Source organism: Streptococcus sp. 27098_8_23 (assembly GCF_041432195.1).
Lineage (GTDB): Bacteria > Bacillota > Bacilli > Lactobacillales > Streptococcaceae > Streptococcus.
In genome coordinates, this window is sequence record NZ_JAPVZF010000002.1 from 149496 (window position 1) to 168898 (window position 19403).

Genomic DNA, 19403 nt, shown 5'->3' on the forward strand with positions numbered 1-19403 from the left:
CTACCCTTTCTATTCATCCTGGATAGTGATATGGTAACGAACACCCTCTTGCTCAGCTGACTCTACACTGATTTGGTAGCGATCCCCAAAGTAGAGAACAAAGCGTTCGTGTACATTGACTATTCCAATTGACTGCCGCTCCCCACTATAGCTTGCCTCGTGTTCAAAACTTCGTTGAGCTAATTTTTCTTGCAAGCTAGCTAGTTTCTCAGCGGGCATTCCCCGACCATTGTCTTCGACTAGGATTTCAACGAAGCCTTGGCCCTTCAAGGCCTTGATACTGATGACATTATCCGTTCTGCGATGGTCAACACCATGGGCAAAGTAGTTTTCTACTAATGGTTGGAGTGTAAATTTTGGAATCCTCATTTCTTCCAACTCTGGTGCAATCTTGAAACCATAAGCAATAGATTTAGGATAACGTACCATACAGAGATAACTATATTTTCGGCAAAATTCCAACTCCTGCTTCAACGTCGTTTCCCGCTCGTCGGAGATATTGTTGCGTAACAAGCTACTAAATTCATAGATAATATCTGCCAGTTCATCCTGGCTTTCCATAACGGCATACATCCGTAAAAACTCCAGAGTATTGTACATAAAGTGAGGATTGATTTGAGCCTGCAGGGCTCGCATATTGGCATCCTTTTGACTGAGCTCTAGCTGATAGATATCGTGGATATTTTTTTCCAGGCGATTCAACATATCATTGGTTGTTTCTGCAATGAGAAGCAACTCTTGGTCTTTTTCAGAGGTATCGATTCGAAGGCCTTCTTCCCCTTGAGCAATCACCTCGATCGAATCTACTAGGTCTACGACCTGCTTTTGGTAATTTGAAAAAGTCTGTCTAAGGGTCACGTACAAAATGATGATAAAGAGAATACTTAGCCCAATAATGACAGCTGAACTCGTCAAAGTTCCTGTAAGAACAAAATTTTTAGGAACAGCAACTCGAACCTGATAACCGTGAGAGGTGACACCTACAAACCAGTTTTCTCTCTCGGCTGAGACCTTCTCCCCAATATGGAACATCTCAGTCTCAAAAGGCGAAGTTACTGTTACAGCCATTGGGATATGACCCCGAGTATTGTCAATAGCGCCATGTAAAACATCTGGGGATAGGGAGATATAAATCACTCCTAAATCCTTGTCAGACACAGGATCGGAAACAGGAATGGCAAAACTATTGGCTGTTGGCTTAAAATCCTCCGCAGGAACTTTCTCTCCACTTCGTTTTTCTCTAGTCGAAACATACACTTCCTTGTAGTCCTGAAGAACAATGGCCACTCCAGTCACAAAATCATTCCGAACATAGAGGTCATCAATATTTTCATACAGGGAAACCGAGATATAAGGTGAAGTTTTACGCTCTAATTGCCAATAGAAATAGTCTGGTGTGCTGAGACTGAAATACTTGTAAATCCCTTCGATGCGGGCCTGATTTTCAACCAAAGACTGAGCAAGTTGGGTTGACTCTCTGTGATAATATTCCACTTCACTCACTGTCCGAGTGGTCACACGTTCTGCAACCCGTTGGGCCTCTTTCTCACGTGAATCCCAGTCAGCATACGATAGCATAATCGCAAAACTAGCAATGACCACGATCATAACCGAACTATAAATCCGTAAAAGAGAGTGAAGCCAGAACTGCTTCATTCTATTTTGTTGCCAATTTTTCATGGATACTTTCATAAATAGGTTCCAACATATCACTGATAAAGAAATGCCACATTCCAATTCCTACAAAAAAGAACAAGGCAGGCATATAATAACCAACTCCTACAAGGAGAGCGGACCCGAGTAAAACCTTGGCAATCGCAGGTAGGCTCATAAAAATCCCGATAAGGGACAGTTTCAAGGTGTTTTGGTAGGATAAATCAAAGTACACCTGAAGTTTCAAGGAAACAGTATAGGCTAGAAAGACAAGAGCAACTACAAGGACATTGAGAAAGGTCGCTAAGAGGTGGAAAATGGTCTGGTGAGGCAATTGAACTAGAAGATATAAACCATAAACCAGTACAAGATCTACAAACATAAAACTATAGAAAGCCAGATTGCTCTTGACAAAATTACTCTTATACAATTCCCAAGCTTCCTTCAAATGGTAGGCTCGATAGGTATAACCATGTTCCGCATACAAACTCATAAGAGTTGCACTAGCTGGTGCCAAACCAAAGACTACTCCTCCTGCTAGTGTTAATAGCCAGAAATAAGCTGTCGCAATCATTCCCAAAAAGATACGATTAAAGACGAATTCTAGAAATTTTCCCATGCTACTCTCCTTAAACTAACGATGTAACTATTATATCATATTTCAAACGTTTTCAAAAATATAGAACTCCCATTTACAATCCTCAAAAAGCGTGATACAATTGGTTTTATTAGTTTGTATCAAGGAGATTCTCATGAAGAAAAATATCTTAACCACCCTCTTAGCCGCCGTCCTCTACTTTCTCTGTGTGGGGATTGGAGTCTTCCTAGGACACCTAGTCGATCAAACAGGCAATATGTTCTACGCGCCTGCCTTTTCTGCCCTTGTCGGTGGCAGTGTCTATATGCTTCTTTTGGCGAAGGTCCCTCGTTTTGGTGCTATCACCACTCTAGGACTTTTTATGGCACTTTTCTTCCTAGCTAGCAAACATGGTGCTGGTGCCTTTCTTCCAGGTATCATCTGTGGTCTTGCAGCAGATGCCATCGCTCGTCTCGGAAACTACAGAGATCGAATCAAAAACACCCTCTCCTTCCTCGTCTTTGCTTTTAGCACAAGTGGCCCTATCTTCCTCATGTGGATCCGTCCCAAAGCTTACGTGGCTGCCTTACTTTCGCGTGGGAAATCCCAAGAATACATCGACCGTATCATGGTCGCTCCAGAGTTGGACAAAATCCTTCTCTTTGTTTCAAGCATCCTCCTAGGTGCCTTGATGGGTGCTTTGATTGGGCAATTTCTAAGTCAAAAAATAGCTGATAAACTATAAGCTAAAAGCCCTGAAGACTAGCAATGCCTAGTTCCAGGGCCTTTTTGTATACAATCTTAAAATTCACTATAGATAAATTCTTGAATATTCGAAAAATCGGTCACAAAACAGTAAATCACGATGCTCAAGATAACCGTATAAAAAAATAGTGTCCACAAGATTAAACGATGTGTGTTAGTTAGCTTGGTTTGCAAATTTGTAAAGTTCTTTTTCAACTTCCATCCATCCTTTCACTCCAACGTGCATCACGTCAAATAAAAAGTAATCATCATACTCTCTGTTTCCATAGTTTAATACGGTTGCACCATGGCTTTTTGCGACATCTTCTATTTTTTTATAAGTTTTTTCTCGCATCTCTCTTGAGACTCCTGTGTAGTCGTTCCATTTCCCGTTTACTGGGAAAATAATAACCTCAACTTCAATGCCCAATTCTTTGGCAACTGTCAAGAAGAGTTCCATATCTGAATATTCTGGTGACTCTAGGTAGCTCAAATCTTTATTAGAATCTTTTAGCGATGCATAGCGATCTTTTAAGTAAGTATTGTAGTAGTTATTATCAACAGCATAGTCATTATTGTCTGTTTTCTTTTTGACCTCTTCCACAAACCGATCCGTCATTTTTTCCCAATCATAGTCTGGGGTTTTGTCTCCTAGCGAAGGATAATCTGATTTGGCATGTTTTTGATAAAAAGTCTGTTTGAGCTTAAAGGAATACATCACGTTCTCAAACTCTAATAGTTTTTTTTCAACAATAGTTCCTTTTCCATCTATGAAATAACTTTTGTATTTTTTGTAGATGTCATTTTGTTGCTTGTTTCCCTTGGTAATCTCGATAATGCGATTGATCAGTTTCTCTTTCGTTTCCTTACTAATCTTGTCATTATCTAGCATGTGGAAAATATGTTCCTGAGAAGCCTTGTTCAAAAAGGCATCTTGATGGGTCCCATCTTTTTCAAACCACTGAACCGACTCTACTATAGCTACTTTTCGCTTAGTCATCGATCCTTCAATAGACCCCAAGGTCGTAGCCTGAATGATGTTTTGAGAATAACTGGTCCCAATCTGCATGATATTAAAATCGTTGTAGTTAAAAATTTTATTTGGATGATAGTCCTCATTTATCGTCGCAACCAACTCTGAGGAACCCATTAGAACTAGTGTATTGGGGGTGATATTGCTTGTTATAATATCTCTACTTTTATACTTTTCATACGAGGTGCTATAACGAATACTGTTATCCTTGACTTTATAATAATCATCAAGCTTCTTGACATACGTCACATTTAAAAGGGCAAGCGTCGCAATTACGAGCACAAGCGATAGTAAAAATGCTTTTAATTTAATCATCTCGTTTTATCCTATCCCTTCAATCTGGCCGATTTCTTTTCAATCTCTTATCTCTTTAAAATCGTCAGTAAGATTTTATAGGGTTCACCTGAAAAGATAAAGAAACCAATCATAACCAAATTCATGGTCACAAACCAACTTAGTAGCTTATACCAGTTCTTATTTTTATTTTTTTTATAAAAATTGCTTTTCTTTTGATACACTTCAAATCCAGCCATCAAGACACCATGATAAAAACCATAGACAATGTAACTAACACTAAGACCATGCCAAAAACCCATGACCAACATATTGACCATATAGGCATAGGTTGCATTGTGTAGTCTATTTTTAAACCATTTTTTCCTGATAACCTGCATCAATACTCTTGAAAATACAAAATCTCTCAACCAGGTCGACAAGGTGATATGCCATCTGGTCCAGAAATCTTTGATATCAACACTCAAGAAAGGTTTGTTAAAGTTCATCGGTGTCTGAATACCTAGAATGTTACTACTTCCAACGGCCATTAGACTGTAGCCGGCAAAGTCAAAGAACAGATACAAGGTATAGAGGTACATATACTTGATTGAATAAACGACTATGTCCGTATTATTTAGAGCGAGTAGCATCTGGTAAACATAGGTTGATAAAACAATCTTGTAAAGGAGGCCTAGAACGATACGATACACACCGTCCCCTGCTAACTCTAGATACTCTTTTCGTGGCATGACCTCGTTCATCTCTTTTAAAAATCTCCTACTCCGATCAATTGGACCAGCACTAACTGTTGGGAAAAAGAGCAAAAACTGTAGATAATCTTTTGCACTGATTTTTTCTTTGATTAAGCCATCCGATATCTCTAGCATGATCTGAATGGTCTTAAAGGACATGTAAGAAATTCCAATAAAGGCCAACAAATGCAGAGAAGTCAGGGCAAAGACTTTATTGATTACCAAAGGAAGAATGGAAAGGAAAACCAGTGATTTCAGCCACTTTGCCTCTATCCGCTGTGCTAGAAAAACCAGAAAATACTGGTAAACAATAAAGACGAGCAAATAGACAATCATCGCTCGACTCTTACCATAGATAGCTCCTGCAAATAAGAGGGAGAGCGCCAAAATATAGTAGTCTTTACGTTTTTCAAAAAAGTTTACCACAAAACCAATCAGTAAAACTACAAATAAGAGAAGGAAGAAATCATTCCCCTCAAAATAATTCATACCAGCCAAACTCCTTTACATTATCATCCCTTCTATAGCAAACTTTCTGATTTGCTAATTGGGGACCTTTGTTTATTATAGCATATTTCTAAAAAGAAGCTTTATCCTTCTTGCAGTTCGGCGAGAAAACAAAAAGGAGTCCCGTTGGGCTCCTTCTATTTATTTATGACTTAGTTTCTTGGTCAAGAAATCTCCCAAGAACTGGATTGTAAAGATAATCAAGATGATAATAATGGTCGCCAAGATGGTCACATCGTGATTGTAACGGTTGAATCCATAGGCAATGGCTACGTTACCGATACCACCAGCTCCAACTGCTCCCGCCATAGCTGTTTCCCCAACAAGGGAAATCAAGGTCACTGTCGTCACACGAATCAAATCTGGAAGACCTTCTGATAGGTAAACACCCACGATATCCCAGAAGGTCGCACCACTCGCTTGAGCGGCCTCAATGACACCACCATCTAGTTCAGCCAAGACAACCTGCACCTGACGGGCAAAGAAGGCAAAGACTGCAAATGAAAGTGGCACAAGGGCTGCATTTGGACCGATACTAGTCTTGACGATCAAGTGAGAAAGTGGCGACATGATTGCCAAGAGGATGATGAAAGGAACCGCACGGAAAATAGAGGTAATTTTGTCTAAAATCCAAAAGACAACCTTATTTTCCAAGACACCACCTGGCGCTGTCAAGACGAGGAAGAGACCTGCCACCAGCCCCAAGAATCCTCCGATGATGAAGGAAAGAACTGTCATATAAAGAGTTAGGTAGATAGCCGTTCCCCAACCTGCCTGACCTGACCAGCCCATCTTGTAGACATTTGGTAAGTAAGTTTGAATCAACTCTGTCATTTTACTGTCCTCCCTTCAATACTTTTAACTGGACACCCGCTTGACGGATAGCATCTTGAGCACCTGCTAGTGCTGCTTTTTCACCTGACAAGACTACAACCAATTCTCCAACAGGAGTGCCATCGAGAATTTCGATATTTCCATAGAGGATATTGGCCGTTACTTGGTAATGTTTGTACAATTCATTCAAAAGTGGTTCGTCTGTCGAAGCCCCTGCATACTTGAGCTGCACTAAGATACTGTTCTCAGATAAATGTTCTACGATTTCTTGCTTCTCAATCTTGACCATGGCTTCATCAATACCTGTCGCAGTTGAGATAAAGTCCTGAGTCAAAGGTTGTTTAGGGTCTGAGAAGATTTCAAGGACACTGCCCTCTTCAATCAAATGCCCATCCTGCATGACTGCCACACGGTTAGCAATGTCTTTGACAATCTGCATTTCATGCGTAATCAAGACAACTGTCAATCCTAATTTTTGGTTCAAATCTTGCAACAAGGCTAGAATTTGCTTGGTTGTCTTAGGGTCAAGGGCAGACGTTGACTCATCTGAAATCAAGATTTTTGGATCATTGGCCAAGGCACGCGCAATAGCTACACGCTGTTTTTGCCCTCCAGATAGTTGTGAAGGGTAGTTTTCAGCGCGATCCGCCAAGCCAACCAAGTCCAACAACTTAGCTACTTTTGCTTTCTTTTCTTCCTTGCTGAGTCCAGAGTGTTTAAGGGCAAAGGCCACATTTTCCTCTGCTGTCTTTTGACTCATGAGGTTGAAATGCTGAAAAATCATCCCAATGTCTTGACGTTTACGACGCAACTGCTCTGCCGTCAAGGTCACCTTGCCATCAAAAATCACATCGTCGTCAATGGTAATTTTGCCTGCAGATGGTTTTTGCAGGAGGTTAATCACCCGTACAAGGGTTGATTTCCCTGCTCCAGAATATCCAACGATTCCGTAGATATCCCCTTCCTGGATGTGAATGGTCACATCCTTGACCGCTGTGATAGTTCTCTTCTTCTGGTGAAAAGTCACATCGATCTGATCTAACTTAATAATATCTCTACTCATAGCTTCTAATCAGCTCCTCTACTAATTCAATATGGGTGTAGTAATCGGCGATTCGCACATTTTCATCTCCACCATGGTCACGGCTATTGGCATTTCCTAGACCGAAGGCCACCATTGGTACCTCTAGGGCATCAAAGACCGTATGCATCGGTCCTGTCCCCGCTGTGGTCGGCAAGACTGAAACGCCCTGTGGATAGAATTTCTTGGCCAACTCGATTACGTTGAGAATGGCTGGCGCGCTCATATCGCTTCGATAGCTCATCTCTCCCAAGGTATAGTATAATTCTACCTTATCAAAGCCATTTTTGTCTAGCTGTTTCCGAATTTTTTCCAGAACATCATGTGGTTCTAGGCCAGGAACCAAACGAACCTCTAACTTAGCACTGGCTTCTGCTGGCAAAATCGTTTTAACCCCTTGCCCTTGATAACCTGACTGAATCCCTTCGATATTAAGGGCTGGCTCGAAAAAGAAACGTTTTAGAAAGGCTGCGCGTTCCTCTTGTAAGAGAGGCAATTCCAAGCCATAAATGCGACTGATTTCCTCAGGATTGCGTTGGGCGTAGGTATCCACCAAGGCTAGTTCTCGTTCATTTGGCTCTTGAACATTCTCGTACAAGCCTTCTACTAAGATACGCCCATCTGCTGCACGTAGGCTACTCAGAGCCTGGATAAGATACCATGGAGCTGACTCCACGACACCACCATAACTTGAGTGAATATCCACATCCGCACTTTTTACCTTGGCATCAAAGGTCACAATACCCTTATTACCACCCGAAATTTCTAACTGCTCCAAGGCGTTCTTGGTTCCTTGTTCCCAGACTAGTAAGTCCGCCCCACGAAGTTTGTCTGCGTGTTTCTCTAAATACTTATCTAGATCCATGGAAGCAGACTCCTCCGCTCCCTCCATGATAAAGCTGATATTGACAGGCAGGTCATCGTGGTGCTGCATATACTTTCTCAAAGCACTCAAACGAGCTGTGATGTGGCCTTTGTCGTCATCAACACCACGTCCATACATAAAACCATTGCGCACAGAAAGGGTAAAAGGATCCTCTGTCCATACCTGGTCGCCGTCCGCTGGCACGGTATCATAGTGATTATAGAAGATCAAGGTCTTGGCATCCGGACGCAAACTCTTGAAATGCGCCATGACAAAGGGAGCCGTATAAGTCTCATCAATCTCCACTTCAGCCCCTACACGCTTGAAAATCTCACCCAAATAGTTGGCGACTTCCTTGAGCCCGACCTGCTGGGCAAAGACTGATTTCTTGGAAATTAAGGTGCGCAATACTTCAAAATAATGCTGGGCGACATGATCCTTTTCAAATTTTTCAATCTGCTCTTGTTCGCTAGGAAAAACCATTTTCTCTCTCTTTCTACTACATACTTGTGTCCCTGGAACAACCACAAGTGCCTCTTTAAAATCGACTCTCTATACAAAAGTAAGAGGTGGAAACTCTCTCCCACCTCCCTATGTCTTATTACCAAACTGGTTGGTCCAAACCGTCTGATGTTTCTTCGATAACTTTTTTCACTTCATCAGTGTGGTAAGCTGCGATAATTTTCTTGATAGCATCAGCTTTAGGTGATGATTCCCAATCTTTTTTCGCAACGATGATGTTGTACCATTGTTTTGAGTTTTCATCAGCTTGTTCTTTGAAGAGTGCTTTCTTGTAGTCCAATTTTGCTTCTGTAACGAAGGTATTGTTTACAACAGCAGCATCAACTGATGACAATGAACGAGCTGTTTGGCTAGCGTCCAATTCAGTAATCTTCAAGTTCTTTGGATTTTCTGTGATGTTAGCAACTGTTGCAAGTGCAGTTCCAGAAACATCCAATTTGATCAAACCAGCTGATTGAAGCAAGTAAAGCGCACGGCTTTCGTTTGTTGCATCGTTTGGTACGGCGATTTCACCGTTATCTGGGATTTCTTCCACTTTGGTGTACTTGTTTTCTTCCCCATTTTTACCTGAGTATAGGCGGATTGGTGAGATGTAGGTATCTGCAATCGCTACAAGGTCTTTCCCGTTTTCTTTGTTCCAGTTGTTCAAGAAGTTGTAGTGTTGGAAAGCGTTCAAGTCTACTTCGCCATCAGCAGTTGCCTTGTTTGGTTGTGAGTAGTCTGTGAACTCTGTGAATTCCAATTTAATTCCATCTTTTTTAACCAATTCTTGGATTTTATCCCAACGTGCTTCTTCAGAACCGCTACGGTTAACTGTTGCAATTTTGACAACTGTTTCGTTATCTGCTTTCTTTTCTGAATTTCCGCAAGCTGCAAGAGTCAAACCTGCGACTGTAGCAAGCGCTGCTACACCGAGCCATTTTTTAATTTTCATGATTCTTTCTCCTTTAAAAATAATACCGTAACAGTATCTCATACTTTATTTGATTTAGCAAATTGTTATTAGATAGGCAGACATATAGTTTGAAACTATATACCCAAACATTGAGAAATCATCCGCCTTTCTCAGACTGGATGATTTCATACGACTATTTAATATCAGCTTCTGCTGGGAGATAAGTGTCTCCGAAGAACTGTTTAGACAATTTTTCAAGAGTTCCGTCTTTGTAGAGTTCTTGGATGCGTTTGTCTACAAATGATTTCAACTCATCTTGACCTTTAGCAAGAAGTGGGTAAACGTAAGGTTGTTGGTCGCTTGGAAGTTCAATGACTTTCAAGTTGTCCAAACCTTGGTTTTTGATAACTGTCTCTACACCGATTTTATCAAAAATCTTGTAGTCAAACTGACCATCGCTCAAACGTGACATGATTTGTTGGAAATCAGCCTTGGTGTAGTTAAGAACCGTTGGATTGTCTGCGTGTTGTTTGTTATAATCTTCTAGCTGTTTAGCTGATGTTGTCCCTTGAACAACCTCAGTAGACTTGCCTCCGATATCATCAAGCGACTTGATGCTAGAGTCGTCTTTTTTCACTACAAGAACGTTAGGGTTCTTAGCAGTTGGGGCTGCATAAAGGTATTTCTCAGCGCGTTCTTTGGTATAACTAATATTGTTCACAGCCATTTGGTAGCGATCGCTATCAAGGCCTGCAAAGACACCTGACCACTCTGTCTTTTCAAACTTAACATCGTATTTGTCAGAGTCTTTAAAGATAGCACGAACTACTTCAATCTCATAACCAGTCAACTCGCCATTTTCTTCGTAGTTGAATGGTTTTGGTGAAGCATTGGTTGCAACGATAATTTCTTTCTTACCAGATGCTGCTTCGCTAGTTGCAGTATCTTTCTTATCTCCGCCTGAGCAAGCTGCTAGTACACCTGCGGCAACAAGTCCTAGAGCAGCAAGAGATGAATATTTGACGATTTTTTTCATGTCATTTCCTCCAAAATAGAATACTTTACTATCTTAACAGAAAATATTTTTTTTCGCCATTATATGATACCTATCTCGGTGATAGGTTTTTTTTATGGCTGACTAAAAGACCAGACGCAAGACTGCAATCAAGACTACTCCAAAAAGAACCGTACCCACTAGATTGCGGTAGCGAAAGGCTACCCAAGCCGTTGGAAAGACTGCTAAAAAGTCCAGCCATTTGATCTGAGGAAGGCTGCCAACCTTGCCAGTCACTACGCTTGAAAGGATCAAGGCAAAGATAATGGAAACAGGCAAGAACTTCAAAAAACGCTCAACGATAGCTGGCAGCCTCTTGTACTTAACCAAGATGAAGGGAATCATACGGGGAATCCAAGTCACTAGACCTGAAAAGATAACGGCTAACAAAAGATATTTACTGACCATCTAAGACCACCCCCATGGTACAACCTAGCAAGGTCGCAAACAAAACAGCTAGCGACTGAGACACCACTGTCAAGAGCAAAAAGAAGGACACCGCAACCACGGCTAGGATCCGCAGCAGATTTCGTACAGGAACCCGTCTTTGCATAATCTGAAATTGCGAGGTAAAAATCCCGATAAACATCCCAACAAGGGCAAAGTCTAAGCCAAAGACCTCAGGATTTGGAAGAAGCCCACCTAAAGCTGTCCCCGCAACTGTCCCAATAAACCAGGCTACATAACTATTGAGATTGTTCCCATGCATCCACATAGGATGGACCTTGTCTGTATGGGCTAATTCTCCCATCAAAACCCCGTAGGTCTCATCTGTCAGGAGACTAGACATGCCGATATTTTGCCAGAGACTAGTATGACGGAAATAGGTCGATGCATGCAAGCTCAGCAAAAAGAGTCGCAAGTTGATCAAAAAGACCGTCATAGCAATAGCTGCTACAGGCGCTTGTACCGCAATCAGTGCCAACATGGCAAACTGGGCGCTCCCAGCATAAACAAAGAGGCTCATCAAGCCCATCTCAACAGGTGTCACATAGGGCGCGCCAATAATCCCACAAGCCAGGCCAATGCTGACATAGCCAAGGGCAGTCGGCATGGCCGCCTGTGCACCTTCCCAAAATCCTTTTTCTTTCATCCTTCTCCTCATATTCTCTCCAATTGAGGCTGTTTGTCATCACAGCTACAGCACGGACTATTATAACATATTCAAAGAAGAGAAAAAAGTTTTGGATTCGAAACCTATTGCCAGCAAAAAGTGCTGAAGAGGAAGCATCATGGATACATGAGAAATTGATCCACTCGGATAGTATACTTATCGATTTCTGTGTCTGTAACATATTTATTTTCTGTTGGATAGACATCGACCCAGAGTTCCCACTGTTGTCCCTTCAACTTGACTTTATAGCGATAACCGTCATCATAGAGACCTACTGTATCAGTGGTCATGGACTGGTAATCTGGAAGAGCTTCAAGTTCTTTTTTTACAGTCTGGGATAAGTTATTGAGCAATGCTTTCTGCTCAGCTTTTGAGGCAAGAGGAAAATAAGCCGCTACTGTTTCCAAGCGATGCGACTTTGAAAATGTAAAAGTTGCTCGACCAGTATAGCCCTTCAAAGAAATATTTTCATAATCATAGAAAAGGCGGCCTGTTTTATAGAAATAAGGGTCTTCTGCACGCCAAGTATCGCGATAGGCTATTTCCTCTTCTTCCACCACTTCGCTAGCCTTTCCCAATACTTCTTCAAAAGATTTAGGAGACATGCCGAATGAAAGAGATTCAAACAAGACTAGTTGTGTCTTTTTGATATTCTGGCAAGCTAATAAAAGCATGAGTAAAGTTCCAATAACAAGCAAACCACTGATTATTTTTGTAAATTTCATATTTCTACTATACAAAAAAAGGCTAGGATTTGTCCAAGATAAAAGAGTCAACAATTAACTGACTCTTTATTCTATGGTATAGAAGGAAAGGATTACGATGCATGCCTCCGATATTGACTAATCCCAACCCCATACTCCTTATCTTCAGGCTTTTCATGATATCCAAGTTCTGTCGAATAAACCTCGACCCAGAGATCCTCCGTTTGCCCTTGTAATTTGACTTTATATTGATAAGAATCTTGATCTAGTCCTACCATTTCAACTGTCATAGACTGATAGTCCGGTAAAGATTCAATTTCTGTTTTTATAGCCTGCGATAGTTTGCCAAGTAGTTCTTTCTGTTCCACTTTTGAATTGATAGGAAAAGAGACTCTTACTTCTTCTAAAGTATGCCATTTTGAAAATGTGAAATCTGCACGAATAGTATAGCCTTCCCATCTCATATTTTCGTAATAGTAGAAAAGGCGACCTGTTTTATAGAAATACGGGTCTTCTGCACGCCAAGTATCACGATAGGCCATTTCCTCCTCTTCCACGACTTTGTCAGCTGCGACAAATGTATTTTCAAAAGATTCTACAGACATATAAAACGAAAGCGATTTAAACATGACTAACTGCGTACTAGGAAATTCCAAATTTTTAAAATTTTGGTAAGATTTTATAAATAAGATTATCACTCCAAGAGCAAGCAAACCACTGATTATTTTTGTAAATTTCATATTTCTACTATACTAAAAAACTCTATGATTGACAAACTTTAATAGAGTCGGATTTCGTGGTTAGATTCTAAAATTACTTTTTCATTTAAGGTAACAAGGAATTGAGCAAAAACTAGTAACAGATAGTCAAAATAAAAAAGACTGAAACTGTACTGCACCCCAAAAGTTAGACAGAAAAATCTAACTTTTGGGGTGCAGTACAGAGATTATCTTTTTCATTCTATTTTCTCCTATACTATGAAACAAAGACAGTATAACACGAAAACTGCCCTAACTCAAACTTGGATAGCTGAGATGCTGTCAGTCCATCACAAGCTACATCTGACTGCTTGAGTTTTCTAGTCAATCGCAATTCCTTGTAAAATTCTCCCAATGCCATCTTTTCAATCATGACCAAACTCCTGTCCAAAACCCTCTTTACTATTCCATTCGTAAATACTTTTCCTTTTTTAACATATTATAAAATATTGGAACTATATACCAGTTTACACTAGACACAAGATATAGTGCTTACGAGAATATCAAAAAGGCGGCTTACAAACGGAAATCGTCTTTTAATAATGTCTAAATTCTTCGCAGGATTTCAAAATTTTGATATAATAGAAGTAACAAAAATAAAGGAAATTAAGTATTATGAACGCAATCACAGCTCACAGCTCACAGCTCACAGCTCACAGCTCACAGCTCACAGCTCACAGCTCACAGCTCACAGCTCACAGCTCACGCTGATTATGTAATCGGACGTGTTTTTTGTCAAGCATTAAAACAGGCATTTTCACATTTTTGTGAGAAGGCTTTTTATGTTGAGTTTTCTGAGTTATCTTTAGAGAGAAATGGAGAGCTACAATATGCCTAACCATTTCTCAAACGAAGTTGATGGACAACTCAAGTTTTATCAAGATTATCTACCTCTAGTTGATAAAACTTTGAAAATAGATGATATTTTAACGGATTATACAGATGGTATTGTAAATGGAAATCTGCTTGAATTTAAAGTTGTTATCAATGATATTAACACTGTTCTATTCCAAGCCATCAAATATCTATCTGCTCGGAGAATCAAAGGAAAAGAAATTCCCAAAAACATTCTGCTTGTGTCGCTAACGAATAAAAAAATCTACGTTTTTGATAGTCAGGAATATTTAACACATATCGAGAAAGTATATTTTGGTGGTGCAAGTGTAAAAACCTCTGGTTTTTCTTCTGGTAATCCTCATGCAGTTTTAGAATACGGTAAAAATACACTAGACGAAGATCATCTTATTAAATTACTACGTTCAAAGCAATATACAAAAATTAACATCGATGAAAACTGTATTGTTGGTTGGGCAGAACGTTTTTATCGTGAAAACAAAGGAGCTAAAAAGTCTGATTTTATTGGTGATCATACTGGTAAAGTTAAAATTATTGGTGAAATTCGAAAACCTGAGAAACTAAAAGAATTTATCAATCCTTATATCGGTGAAACTAATGCACAATTTCACTATTTGATGGATAAACTCAATGATACTTTACAAAAGAAAAACTTAGGAGCTTTCTACACTCCTGAACCTTATGTTCAAAAGTCATTGGAGCTAGTCCGACAAGCTATTAAGCGTGTTCCAGAAGGAAATGATTATATTATTTTGGATAGATGTGCCGGAACTGGAAATTTAGAGAAATTAATGAGTGATGAGGAATTAAGTCACTGCGTATTGTCAACTGTCGAATACTATGAGTATAAAGTTCTCCTAGAATTACTCGGTGACAAAGTTCGTAACATTATTCCGCCAACTGAAAAAGAGGATACTTTTAATATGGGGTTGGTACGAGGTGCAGATGCGCTTAGCGAAGAATATATCAATAATGAAATTATTCAAAACTATATCAACAATCCAAAAGTAACAATTATTTTGTATGAAAATCCACCTTATGCGGAAACAACTTCTATTGAACATCAAAAAGCTGGTTCAGGTAAATCATCGTCTGCTTGGAAAAAAAGCTTTTTAGTAAACGAAATGAAAAATGAAGCAAGAGGTTCATCAACAAATGATCTTGGGAATGTTTTTATTTGGTCGGCTTTCAAATATTATCTAAGACAACCAACAGATAGTTATATTGTTTATAGTCCAGTTAAGTATTGGAAAGTACAACATCTTATTAATCAAAAATTCCTTGGAGGATATGCTTTTAACCGTAAACATTTCCATACCAATATTGATGCTATGATTATGTGTGCTCTTTGGAGTAAAGAGGAAATACCAAAAGATTCTAAAAAATCACTTGATTTAGAAGCATATAATATTGATAAAGAAGGAAAACTTCTACGTGAGAGTGATGTAACTGTAAAGAGAATTTGGACTATCTATAGCCAATATTATTTTGACAAACGTTCTTTCCCCGATGATGAAACAGATGGACTTTATTTAGCATTAAATGGTAAAGAATATACTGGTATGACTAAAAGAATTACCCCGTTATTCAACAAAAATATTATAGGTTATATGGCTGTATATAGTTCTGGATTTGACAACCCTGATTTGCACTCTACGTTAATTAGAGCAGGTAGATATGATGGAAATGGATTTTTCCTCCGTTCTGATAACTTCTTAGAAAAGCTCCCAATGTTTGCCGCCAGTCGCTACATTACTTATAATCGTCACTGGACACAGCGTGCTAATATTATGAAATCTGCCGATGGCGCTGAACGTTTTAATAAAGCTGTATCAAGTAACAAGATTGAACAAGACTTATTGAAAATTCTGCTCTTCACAACACTTGAAACGCAAAATCACATGAGAAGTTTATATGGTTCTGATGGACGATTCTACCGAAATGAGTTGTCATTGGATAACACTAATGGAGATACACTAGCAACAGTTAACTTAGCAAAATTGAAACAAGGTTCTAAAGAAACTGATTTATTTGAACAATGGGAAAAAGTCCTAACAGAAGCTAAGAAAACGAAAAATTATAATTCTAAATTAACGTATTCAGTTTATCAGATTATTGATGAGCTTAACACATCTGAAAAAGATGAAAATGATAAAACAATCTATAACTATCCCGAATTAAACGGACACTTGAATACATTGAAAACAATGGTAAAAGAGTATTATAATTCTGAAATTGTGCCATTCCTATTTGAGTATGAATTTTTGAAATAAGCATGAAAAAGACGATTTCCTCTTGGAAGTCGCCTTTTTGATATTCTTGTAAGCACTATATATTGTGTCTAGTGTAAACTGATATATAGTTACCTAAAATATTTTAGCAAAAAAGCCAGCTTCAAGCTGACTCTTTATTCCATGGTATCAAAGGCGAGACTCGGTTTGGCATTGAGGTCCAAGTCTGCAAAGTTTTCTTTATTCCACTCGCTGACGCTAGCATAGGCAATCATACCTGCATTGTCTCCACAAAGGCGCAGGGGTGGGATGATGACCTTGACATCTGTGATTTCAGCTGCTAGACGTTCTCTGAGACCTTTATTAGCTGCTACACCACCTGCCACGACTAGGGTTTTAACGGGATGTTTTTCCAAAGCCTTCTTGGTTTTTGCCATGAGAATATCCATGACTGCTGCTTGGAAGGAAGCACACAAATCCTCTGTAGACAAGCTTTCTCCCTTTTGCTCAGCATTGTGGTGAAGATTGATAAAGGCAGACTTCAAACCAGAGAATGAAAACTCCAGATTATCTTCCTTGATCATAGCACGTGGGAAGTCATAAATATCCTGACCTTGATGGGCCAACTCGTCAATCTCGCGACCTGCTGGATAAGTCAAGCCCATGACACGGCCGACCTTATCATAGGCCTCACCAACCGCATCATCCCGAGTTTCCCCAACAATCTTGTAATCACCAGCCTCTGACACATAGACCAACTCGGTGTGTCCACCGCTGACCAAGAGAGCTAGCAAGGGGAACTCCAAAGGCTCCACACTCTGAGCTGCCATGAGGTGCCCAGCCATGTGGTTGACGGGGATAAGTGGCAGACCATGCGCCCAAGCAAAGGCCTTGGCAGCTGACAAGCCAACTAGTAGAGCTCCAACCAATCCAGGTCCGTAGGTAACGGCAACAGCTGTCACATCTTCTTCTGTAATTCCTGCTTCTGATAGAGCCTCCTCGATACAGGCTGTAATGACCTCGACATGGTGACGACTAGCTACTTCTGGCACTACACCCCCAAAACGTTTGTGACTCTCAATTTGACTAGCAATGATATTGGACAAGAGCTCATCATCGTTTTTCAGTACGGCGACACTGGTCTCATCACAGGATGTCTCAAATGCTAAAATATATCTATCCTTCATCTACTTCTCTCTTCATGATAATGGCGTCCTCGACTGGGTCATGGTAGTAGGCCTTTCGCTCAGCGATGACCGCCATCTTTTCTTTTTTGTAAAATGCTTGCGCTCGTTGGTTTGACTTTCTGACTTCGAGGAAAATTTCTTTATCTGTCGGCAATTGAGCAAACAAGGCTGACGCAATGCTCTGTCCTTGATAGGCTTTCTTTACAGCAATTTGCAGGACTTCTGCTTCAAAGAGATTCTCCTGAACAGCTAGAAATCCAATCACTTCTACCCCATCATAAGCCAGAGCATACCAAGTCTGATCTTGGGACAGGTCTTCTTGGATTTGTTCCAGCGTCCAAGGGCTGACTGGGTAAACAGCTGCCATGATAGCATAGATAGCTTGAGCCAAGTCAGGTCGCTGTTGGATTCTTTTGATCTCTATCATAGGCGTTTAATGTAGGACTCGCCAGACTCGGTGTGATTCTTGAGCCAGTTTTCCTCGGCTTCGACACGCTTGAGGTAATTTGGCACAAAGTCGTGCAAGGAGTCTGCTTCCTTATCCCAGGCCCAAAGAGCTAGATTGGCTGCATTTGGCAAGGTTTCTTGGTAGCTAGCTTGTGGCAGATGCTCTTGGATTTGTTCCACAAAGGCTCCAACTTCTCCGACAAAGGTCACCTGTTCAGCATCCGTGACTTTTTCTAGCACTTCCGCAAAGGACAAGTGTGCTTCTGGAAAGACTGACTTGGCATTTTCATAAAATCCCGCATAGACATTGTTGCGACGCGCATCCATCAAGGGAACAAGTAAGCCTTCTTGTTGGCGTGGCACCAGAGCCAAGAGGCTAGACATGCCAACCAACTCAATGTTCAGGGTATGAGCCAAGGTCTTGGCAGTTGCTACCGCAATTCGCAAACCTGTGTAGCTACCTGGCCCTTCAGCCACCACGATTCGATCCAAATCCTTGGGTGTCCAATCCAAACTTGCCATCAAAAAATCAATGGCAGGCATGAGGGTAATACTGTGATTTTTCTTGATATTAATCGTCGTCTCGGCAAGAACCTGCTTGTCCTCTAAAATAGCGAGAGAAAGAGCCTTGCTAGACGTATCAAAAGCTAATACTTTCATAACACATTCCTATCTTTTTGTCTGCTTACTATTATACTACAAAAGCTGACGCATGGGAATTTTCTTTGTTTCCAAACAAAAAGGCCTACCACTTAGACAAAAAGAAGTGTAAATAAGTCATATATTCCTTAACTCGATTGTCGACGTTAGAAATCATCGTCATAACAATAAAGATAGCACCTAAAAATAGAAAAATCCATCCCATCTAAAGACGAGGTGGATTTTCTGTATATCTAGAGGAATAATTGACTTTAGGCATTTAAACCAAAGTAGAAAACGAGCCAGACAACATAGGTGACCAGGAGGAGAAAAATTGAATAGAGCGTCACAAAAGCAAGCTTCCAAAGGAACTTTGTTTTGCGGTGTTCCAGATGCACAAACAGGGCATTCCCCCCATAGACACAAGCTACAAAGACTACAAACATCAAGAGGCGAACCCCTACTGCAAATTCAAATAAACTAAACATTCTTAATCCTCCTTCTGGTATTCCTTTTTTTATTTAAACTGTTGACAATGTTGGTCTATCAATGTTAAAATGTAATTCAACATTGGTAGGAAAATCAGGTTGAGTCGTTGACTCTTCGGGTTGCAGTGCTATCCCTGAAACTTTGGTTTCTAAAGAACTGAAATTGCGATTGAACAATTCGCCCCCA

19 protein-coding genes and 1 pseudogene are annotated in these 19403 nt (G+C 40.2%); 2 read left to right on the top strand and 18 right to left on the bottom strand.

The features are described 5' to 3' along the window. Positions 1-9 precede the first annotated feature (9 nt). Together O3652_RS04665 and O3652_RS04670 are read right to left on the bottom strand one after the other, a co-directional pair. Entirely contained in the window at positions 10-1680 is a 1671-nt protein-coding gene (locus tag O3652_RS04665) for a histidine kinase (RefSeq protein ID WP_371590143.1), read from the bottom strand. Beyond that, the gene (locus tag O3652_RS04670) at positions 1658-2272 is read right to left on the bottom strand and encodes a YesL family protein (RefSeq protein WP_371590113.1); all 615 of its coding nucleotides are present in this window, start codon (positions 2270-2272) and stop codon (positions 1658-1660) included. The genes O3652_RS04665 and O3652_RS04670 overlap by 23 nt, the downstream gene beginning before the upstream one ends. 133 nt (positions 2273-2405) lie before the next feature. On the opposite strand from O3652_RS04670, the gene O3652_RS04675 reads away from it, so the two are divergent. After that, positions 2406-2975, top strand: a complete 570-nt coding sequence (locus O3652_RS04675; RefSeq protein ID WP_033584785.1) for an MptD family putative ECF transporter S component — start codon at positions 2406-2408, stop codon at positions 2973-2975. A gap of 174 nt (positions 2976-3149) precedes the next feature. On the opposite strand, the gene dltD is transcribed toward O3652_RS04675, so the two are convergent. The 12 genes and pseudogenes from dltD to O3652_RS04735 form a co-directional block, all read right to left on the bottom strand. Next, complete coding sequence (dltD, locus tag O3652_RS04680) at positions 3150-4322, bottom strand: D-alanyl-lipoteichoic acid biosynthesis protein DltD (protein WP_371590115.1); 1173 nt, start codon at positions 4320-4322, stop codon at positions 3150-3152. A 47-nt stretch (positions 4323-4369) separates the two neighbouring features. Next, complete coding sequence (gene dltB / locus O3652_RS04685; protein ID WP_371590116.1) at positions 4370-5524, bottom strand: D-alanyl-lipoteichoic acid biosynthesis protein DltB; 1155 nt, start codon at positions 5522-5524, stop codon at positions 4370-4372. Between the two features lie 159 nt (positions 5525-5683). Further along, entirely contained in the window at positions 5684-6376 is a 693-nt protein-coding gene (locus O3652_RS04690; RefSeq protein ID WP_061428222.1) for a methionine ABC transporter permease, read from the bottom strand. A gap of 1 nt (position 6377) precedes the next feature. Then, positions 6378-7439: a methionine ABC transporter ATP-binding protein gene (locus O3652_RS04695; RefSeq protein ID WP_371590117.1), complete on the bottom strand. Its 1062-nt coding sequence runs from the start codon at positions 7437-7439 to the stop codon at positions 6378-6380. Then, a complete protein-coding gene (locus tag O3652_RS04700) occupies positions 7432-8805 on the bottom strand; it encodes a M20/M25/M40 family metallo-hydrolase (protein WP_371590118.1) in 1374 nt (457 codons plus the stop codon). Before O3652_RS04700 ends, O3652_RS04695 begins: the two co-directional genes overlap by 8 nt. A 118-nt stretch (positions 8806-8923) precedes the next feature. Further along, positions 8924-9778, bottom strand: coding sequence for a MetQ/NlpA family ABC transporter substrate-binding protein (locus tag O3652_RS04705; RefSeq protein ID WP_042903026.1), 855 nt, complete (start codon positions 9776-9778; stop codon positions 8924-8926). A gap of 154 nt (positions 9779-9932) precedes the next feature. Beyond that, positions 9933-10775: an amino acid ABC transporter substrate-binding protein gene (locus tag O3652_RS04710; RefSeq protein ID WP_000724968.1), complete on the bottom strand. Its 843-nt coding sequence runs from the start codon at positions 10773-10775 to the stop codon at positions 9933-9935. Positions 10776-10877: 102 nt separating this feature from the next. Beyond that, positions 10878-11201, bottom strand: coding sequence for an AzlD domain-containing protein (locus tag O3652_RS04715; RefSeq protein ID WP_125412591.1), 324 nt, complete (start codon positions 11199-11201; stop codon positions 10878-10880). Then, positions 11191-11886 carry an AzlC family ABC transporter permease gene (locus tag O3652_RS04720; RefSeq protein ID WP_000659740.1) on the bottom strand — a complete coding sequence of 232 codons (696 nt, stop codon included), beginning with the start codon at positions 11884-11886 and terminating at the stop codon, positions 11191-11193. The genes O3652_RS04715 and O3652_RS04720 overlap by 11 nt, the downstream gene beginning before the upstream one ends. 137 nt (positions 11887-12023) lie before the next feature. Continuing rightward, positions 12024-12632 (bottom strand): hypothetical protein, encoded by a 609-nt coding sequence (locus O3652_RS04725; RefSeq protein ID WP_065371941.1) that lies wholly within the window; start codon positions 12630-12632, stop codon positions 12024-12026. A gap of 92 nt (positions 12633-12724) precedes the next feature. Further along, a complete protein-coding gene (locus O3652_RS04730; RefSeq protein ID WP_125412597.1) occupies positions 12725-13351 on the bottom strand; it encodes a hypothetical protein in 627 nt (208 codons plus the stop codon). Between the two features lie 265 nt (positions 13352-13616). Continuing rightward, positions 13617-13742 (bottom strand): annotated as a pseudogene (locus O3652_RS04735) (MutR family transcriptional regulator); the annotation flags it as partial. Between the two features lie 457 nt (positions 13743-14199). Here O3652_RS04735 and O3652_RS04740 point away from each other — a divergent pair. Next, positions 14200-16497 (top strand): hypothetical protein, encoded by a 2298-nt coding sequence (locus O3652_RS04740; protein WP_125412601.1) that lies wholly within the window; start codon positions 14200-14202, stop codon positions 16495-16497. A 134-nt stretch (positions 16498-16631) separates the two neighbouring features. Here O3652_RS04740 and tsaD read toward each other — a convergent pair whose 3' ends face one another. The 4 genes from tsaD to O3652_RS04760 form a co-directional block, all read right to left on the bottom strand. After that, complete coding sequence (tsaD, locus tag O3652_RS04745; protein WP_371590119.1) at positions 16632-17642, bottom strand: tRNA (adenosine(37)-N6)-threonylcarbamoyltransferase complex transferase subunit TsaD; 1011 nt, start codon at positions 17640-17642, stop codon at positions 16632-16634. Then, positions 17632-18069 carry a ribosomal protein S18-alanine N-acetyltransferase gene (gene rimI, locus O3652_RS04750; RefSeq protein ID WP_371590120.1) on the bottom strand — a complete coding sequence of 146 codons (438 nt, stop codon included), beginning with the start codon at positions 18067-18069 and terminating at the stop codon, positions 17632-17634. Before rimI ends, tsaD begins: the two co-directional genes overlap by 11 nt. Next, positions 18066-18749, bottom strand: a complete 684-nt coding sequence (gene tsaB / locus O3652_RS04755) for a tRNA (adenosine(37)-N6)-threonylcarbamoyltransferase complex dimerization subunit type 1 TsaB (RefSeq protein ID WP_371590121.1) — start codon at positions 18747-18749, stop codon at positions 18066-18068. Before tsaB ends, rimI begins: the two co-directional genes overlap by 4 nt. Before the next feature lie 251 nt (positions 18750-19000). Continuing rightward, a complete protein-coding gene (locus tag O3652_RS04760) occupies positions 19001-19216 on the bottom strand; it encodes a hypothetical protein (protein ID WP_000492029.1) in 216 nt (71 codons plus the stop codon). Positions 19217-19403 lie beyond the last annotated feature (187 nt).

Coding starts and splice junctions, on each gene's coding strand:
- O3652_RS04665 (WP_371590143.1), bottom strand. CDS start 1,680: ATGAAAAATTGGCAACAAAATAGAATGAAGCAGTTCTGGCTTCACTCT.
- O3652_RS04670 (WP_371590113.1), bottom strand. CDS start 2,272: ATGGGAAAATTTCTAGAATTCGTCTTTAATCGTATCTTTTTGGGAATG.
- O3652_RS04675 (WP_033584785.1), top strand. CDS start 2,406: ATGAAGAAAAATATCTTAACCACCCTCTTAGCCGCCGTCCTCTACTTT.
- dltD (WP_371590115.1), bottom strand. CDS start 4,322: ATGATTAAATTAAAAGCATTTTTACTATCGCTTGTGCTCGTAATTGCG.
- dltB (WP_371590116.1), bottom strand. CDS start 5,524: ATGAATTATTTTGAGGGGAATGATTTCTTCCTTCTCTTATTTGTAGTT.
- O3652_RS04690 (WP_061428222.1), bottom strand. CDS start 6,376: ATGACAGAGTTGATTCAAACTTACTTACCAAATGTCTACAAGATGGGC.
- O3652_RS04695 (WP_371590117.1), bottom strand. CDS start 7,439: ATGAGTAGAGATATTATTAAGTTAGATCAGATCGATGTGACTTTTCAC.
- O3652_RS04700 (WP_371590118.1), bottom strand. CDS start 8,805: ATGGTTTTTCCTAGCGAACAAGAGCAGATTGAAAAATTTGAAAAGGAT.
- O3652_RS04705 (WP_042903026.1), bottom strand. CDS start 9,778: ATGAAAATTAAAAAATGGCTCGGTGTAGCAGCGCTTGCTACAGTCGCA.
- O3652_RS04710 (WP_000724968.1), bottom strand. CDS start 10,775: ATGAAAAAAATCGTCAAATATTCATCTCTTGCTGCTCTAGGACTTGTT.
- O3652_RS04715 (WP_125412591.1), bottom strand. CDS start 11,201: ATGGTCAGTAAATATCTTTTGTTAGCCGTTATCTTTTCAGGTCTAGTG.
- O3652_RS04720 (WP_000659740.1), bottom strand. CDS start 11,886: ATGAAAGAAAAAGGATTTTGGGAAGGTGCACAGGCGGCCATGCCGACT.
- O3652_RS04725 (WP_065371941.1), bottom strand. CDS start 12,632: ATGAAATTTACAAAAATAATCAGTGGTTTGCTTGTTATTGGAACTTTA.
- O3652_RS04730 (WP_125412597.1), bottom strand. CDS start 13,351: ATGAAATTTACAAAAATAATCAGTGGTTTGCTTGCTCTTGGAGTGATA.
- O3652_RS04740 (WP_125412601.1), top strand. CDS start 14,200: ATGCCTAACCATTTCTCAAACGAAGTTGATGGACAACTCAAGTTTTAT.
- tsaD (WP_371590119.1), bottom strand. CDS start 17,642: ATGAAGGATAGATATATTTTAGCATTTGAGACATCCTGTGATGAGACC.
- rimI (WP_371590120.1), bottom strand. CDS start 18,069: ATGATAGAGATCAAAAGAATCCAACAGCGACCTGACTTGGCTCAAGCT.
- tsaB (WP_371590121.1), bottom strand. CDS start 18,749: ATGAAAGTATTAGCTTTTGATACGTCTAGCAAGGCTCTTTCTCTCGCT.
- O3652_RS04760 (WP_000492029.1), bottom strand. CDS start 19,216: ATGTTTAGTTTATTTGAATTTGCAGTAGGGGTTCGCCTCTTGATGTTT.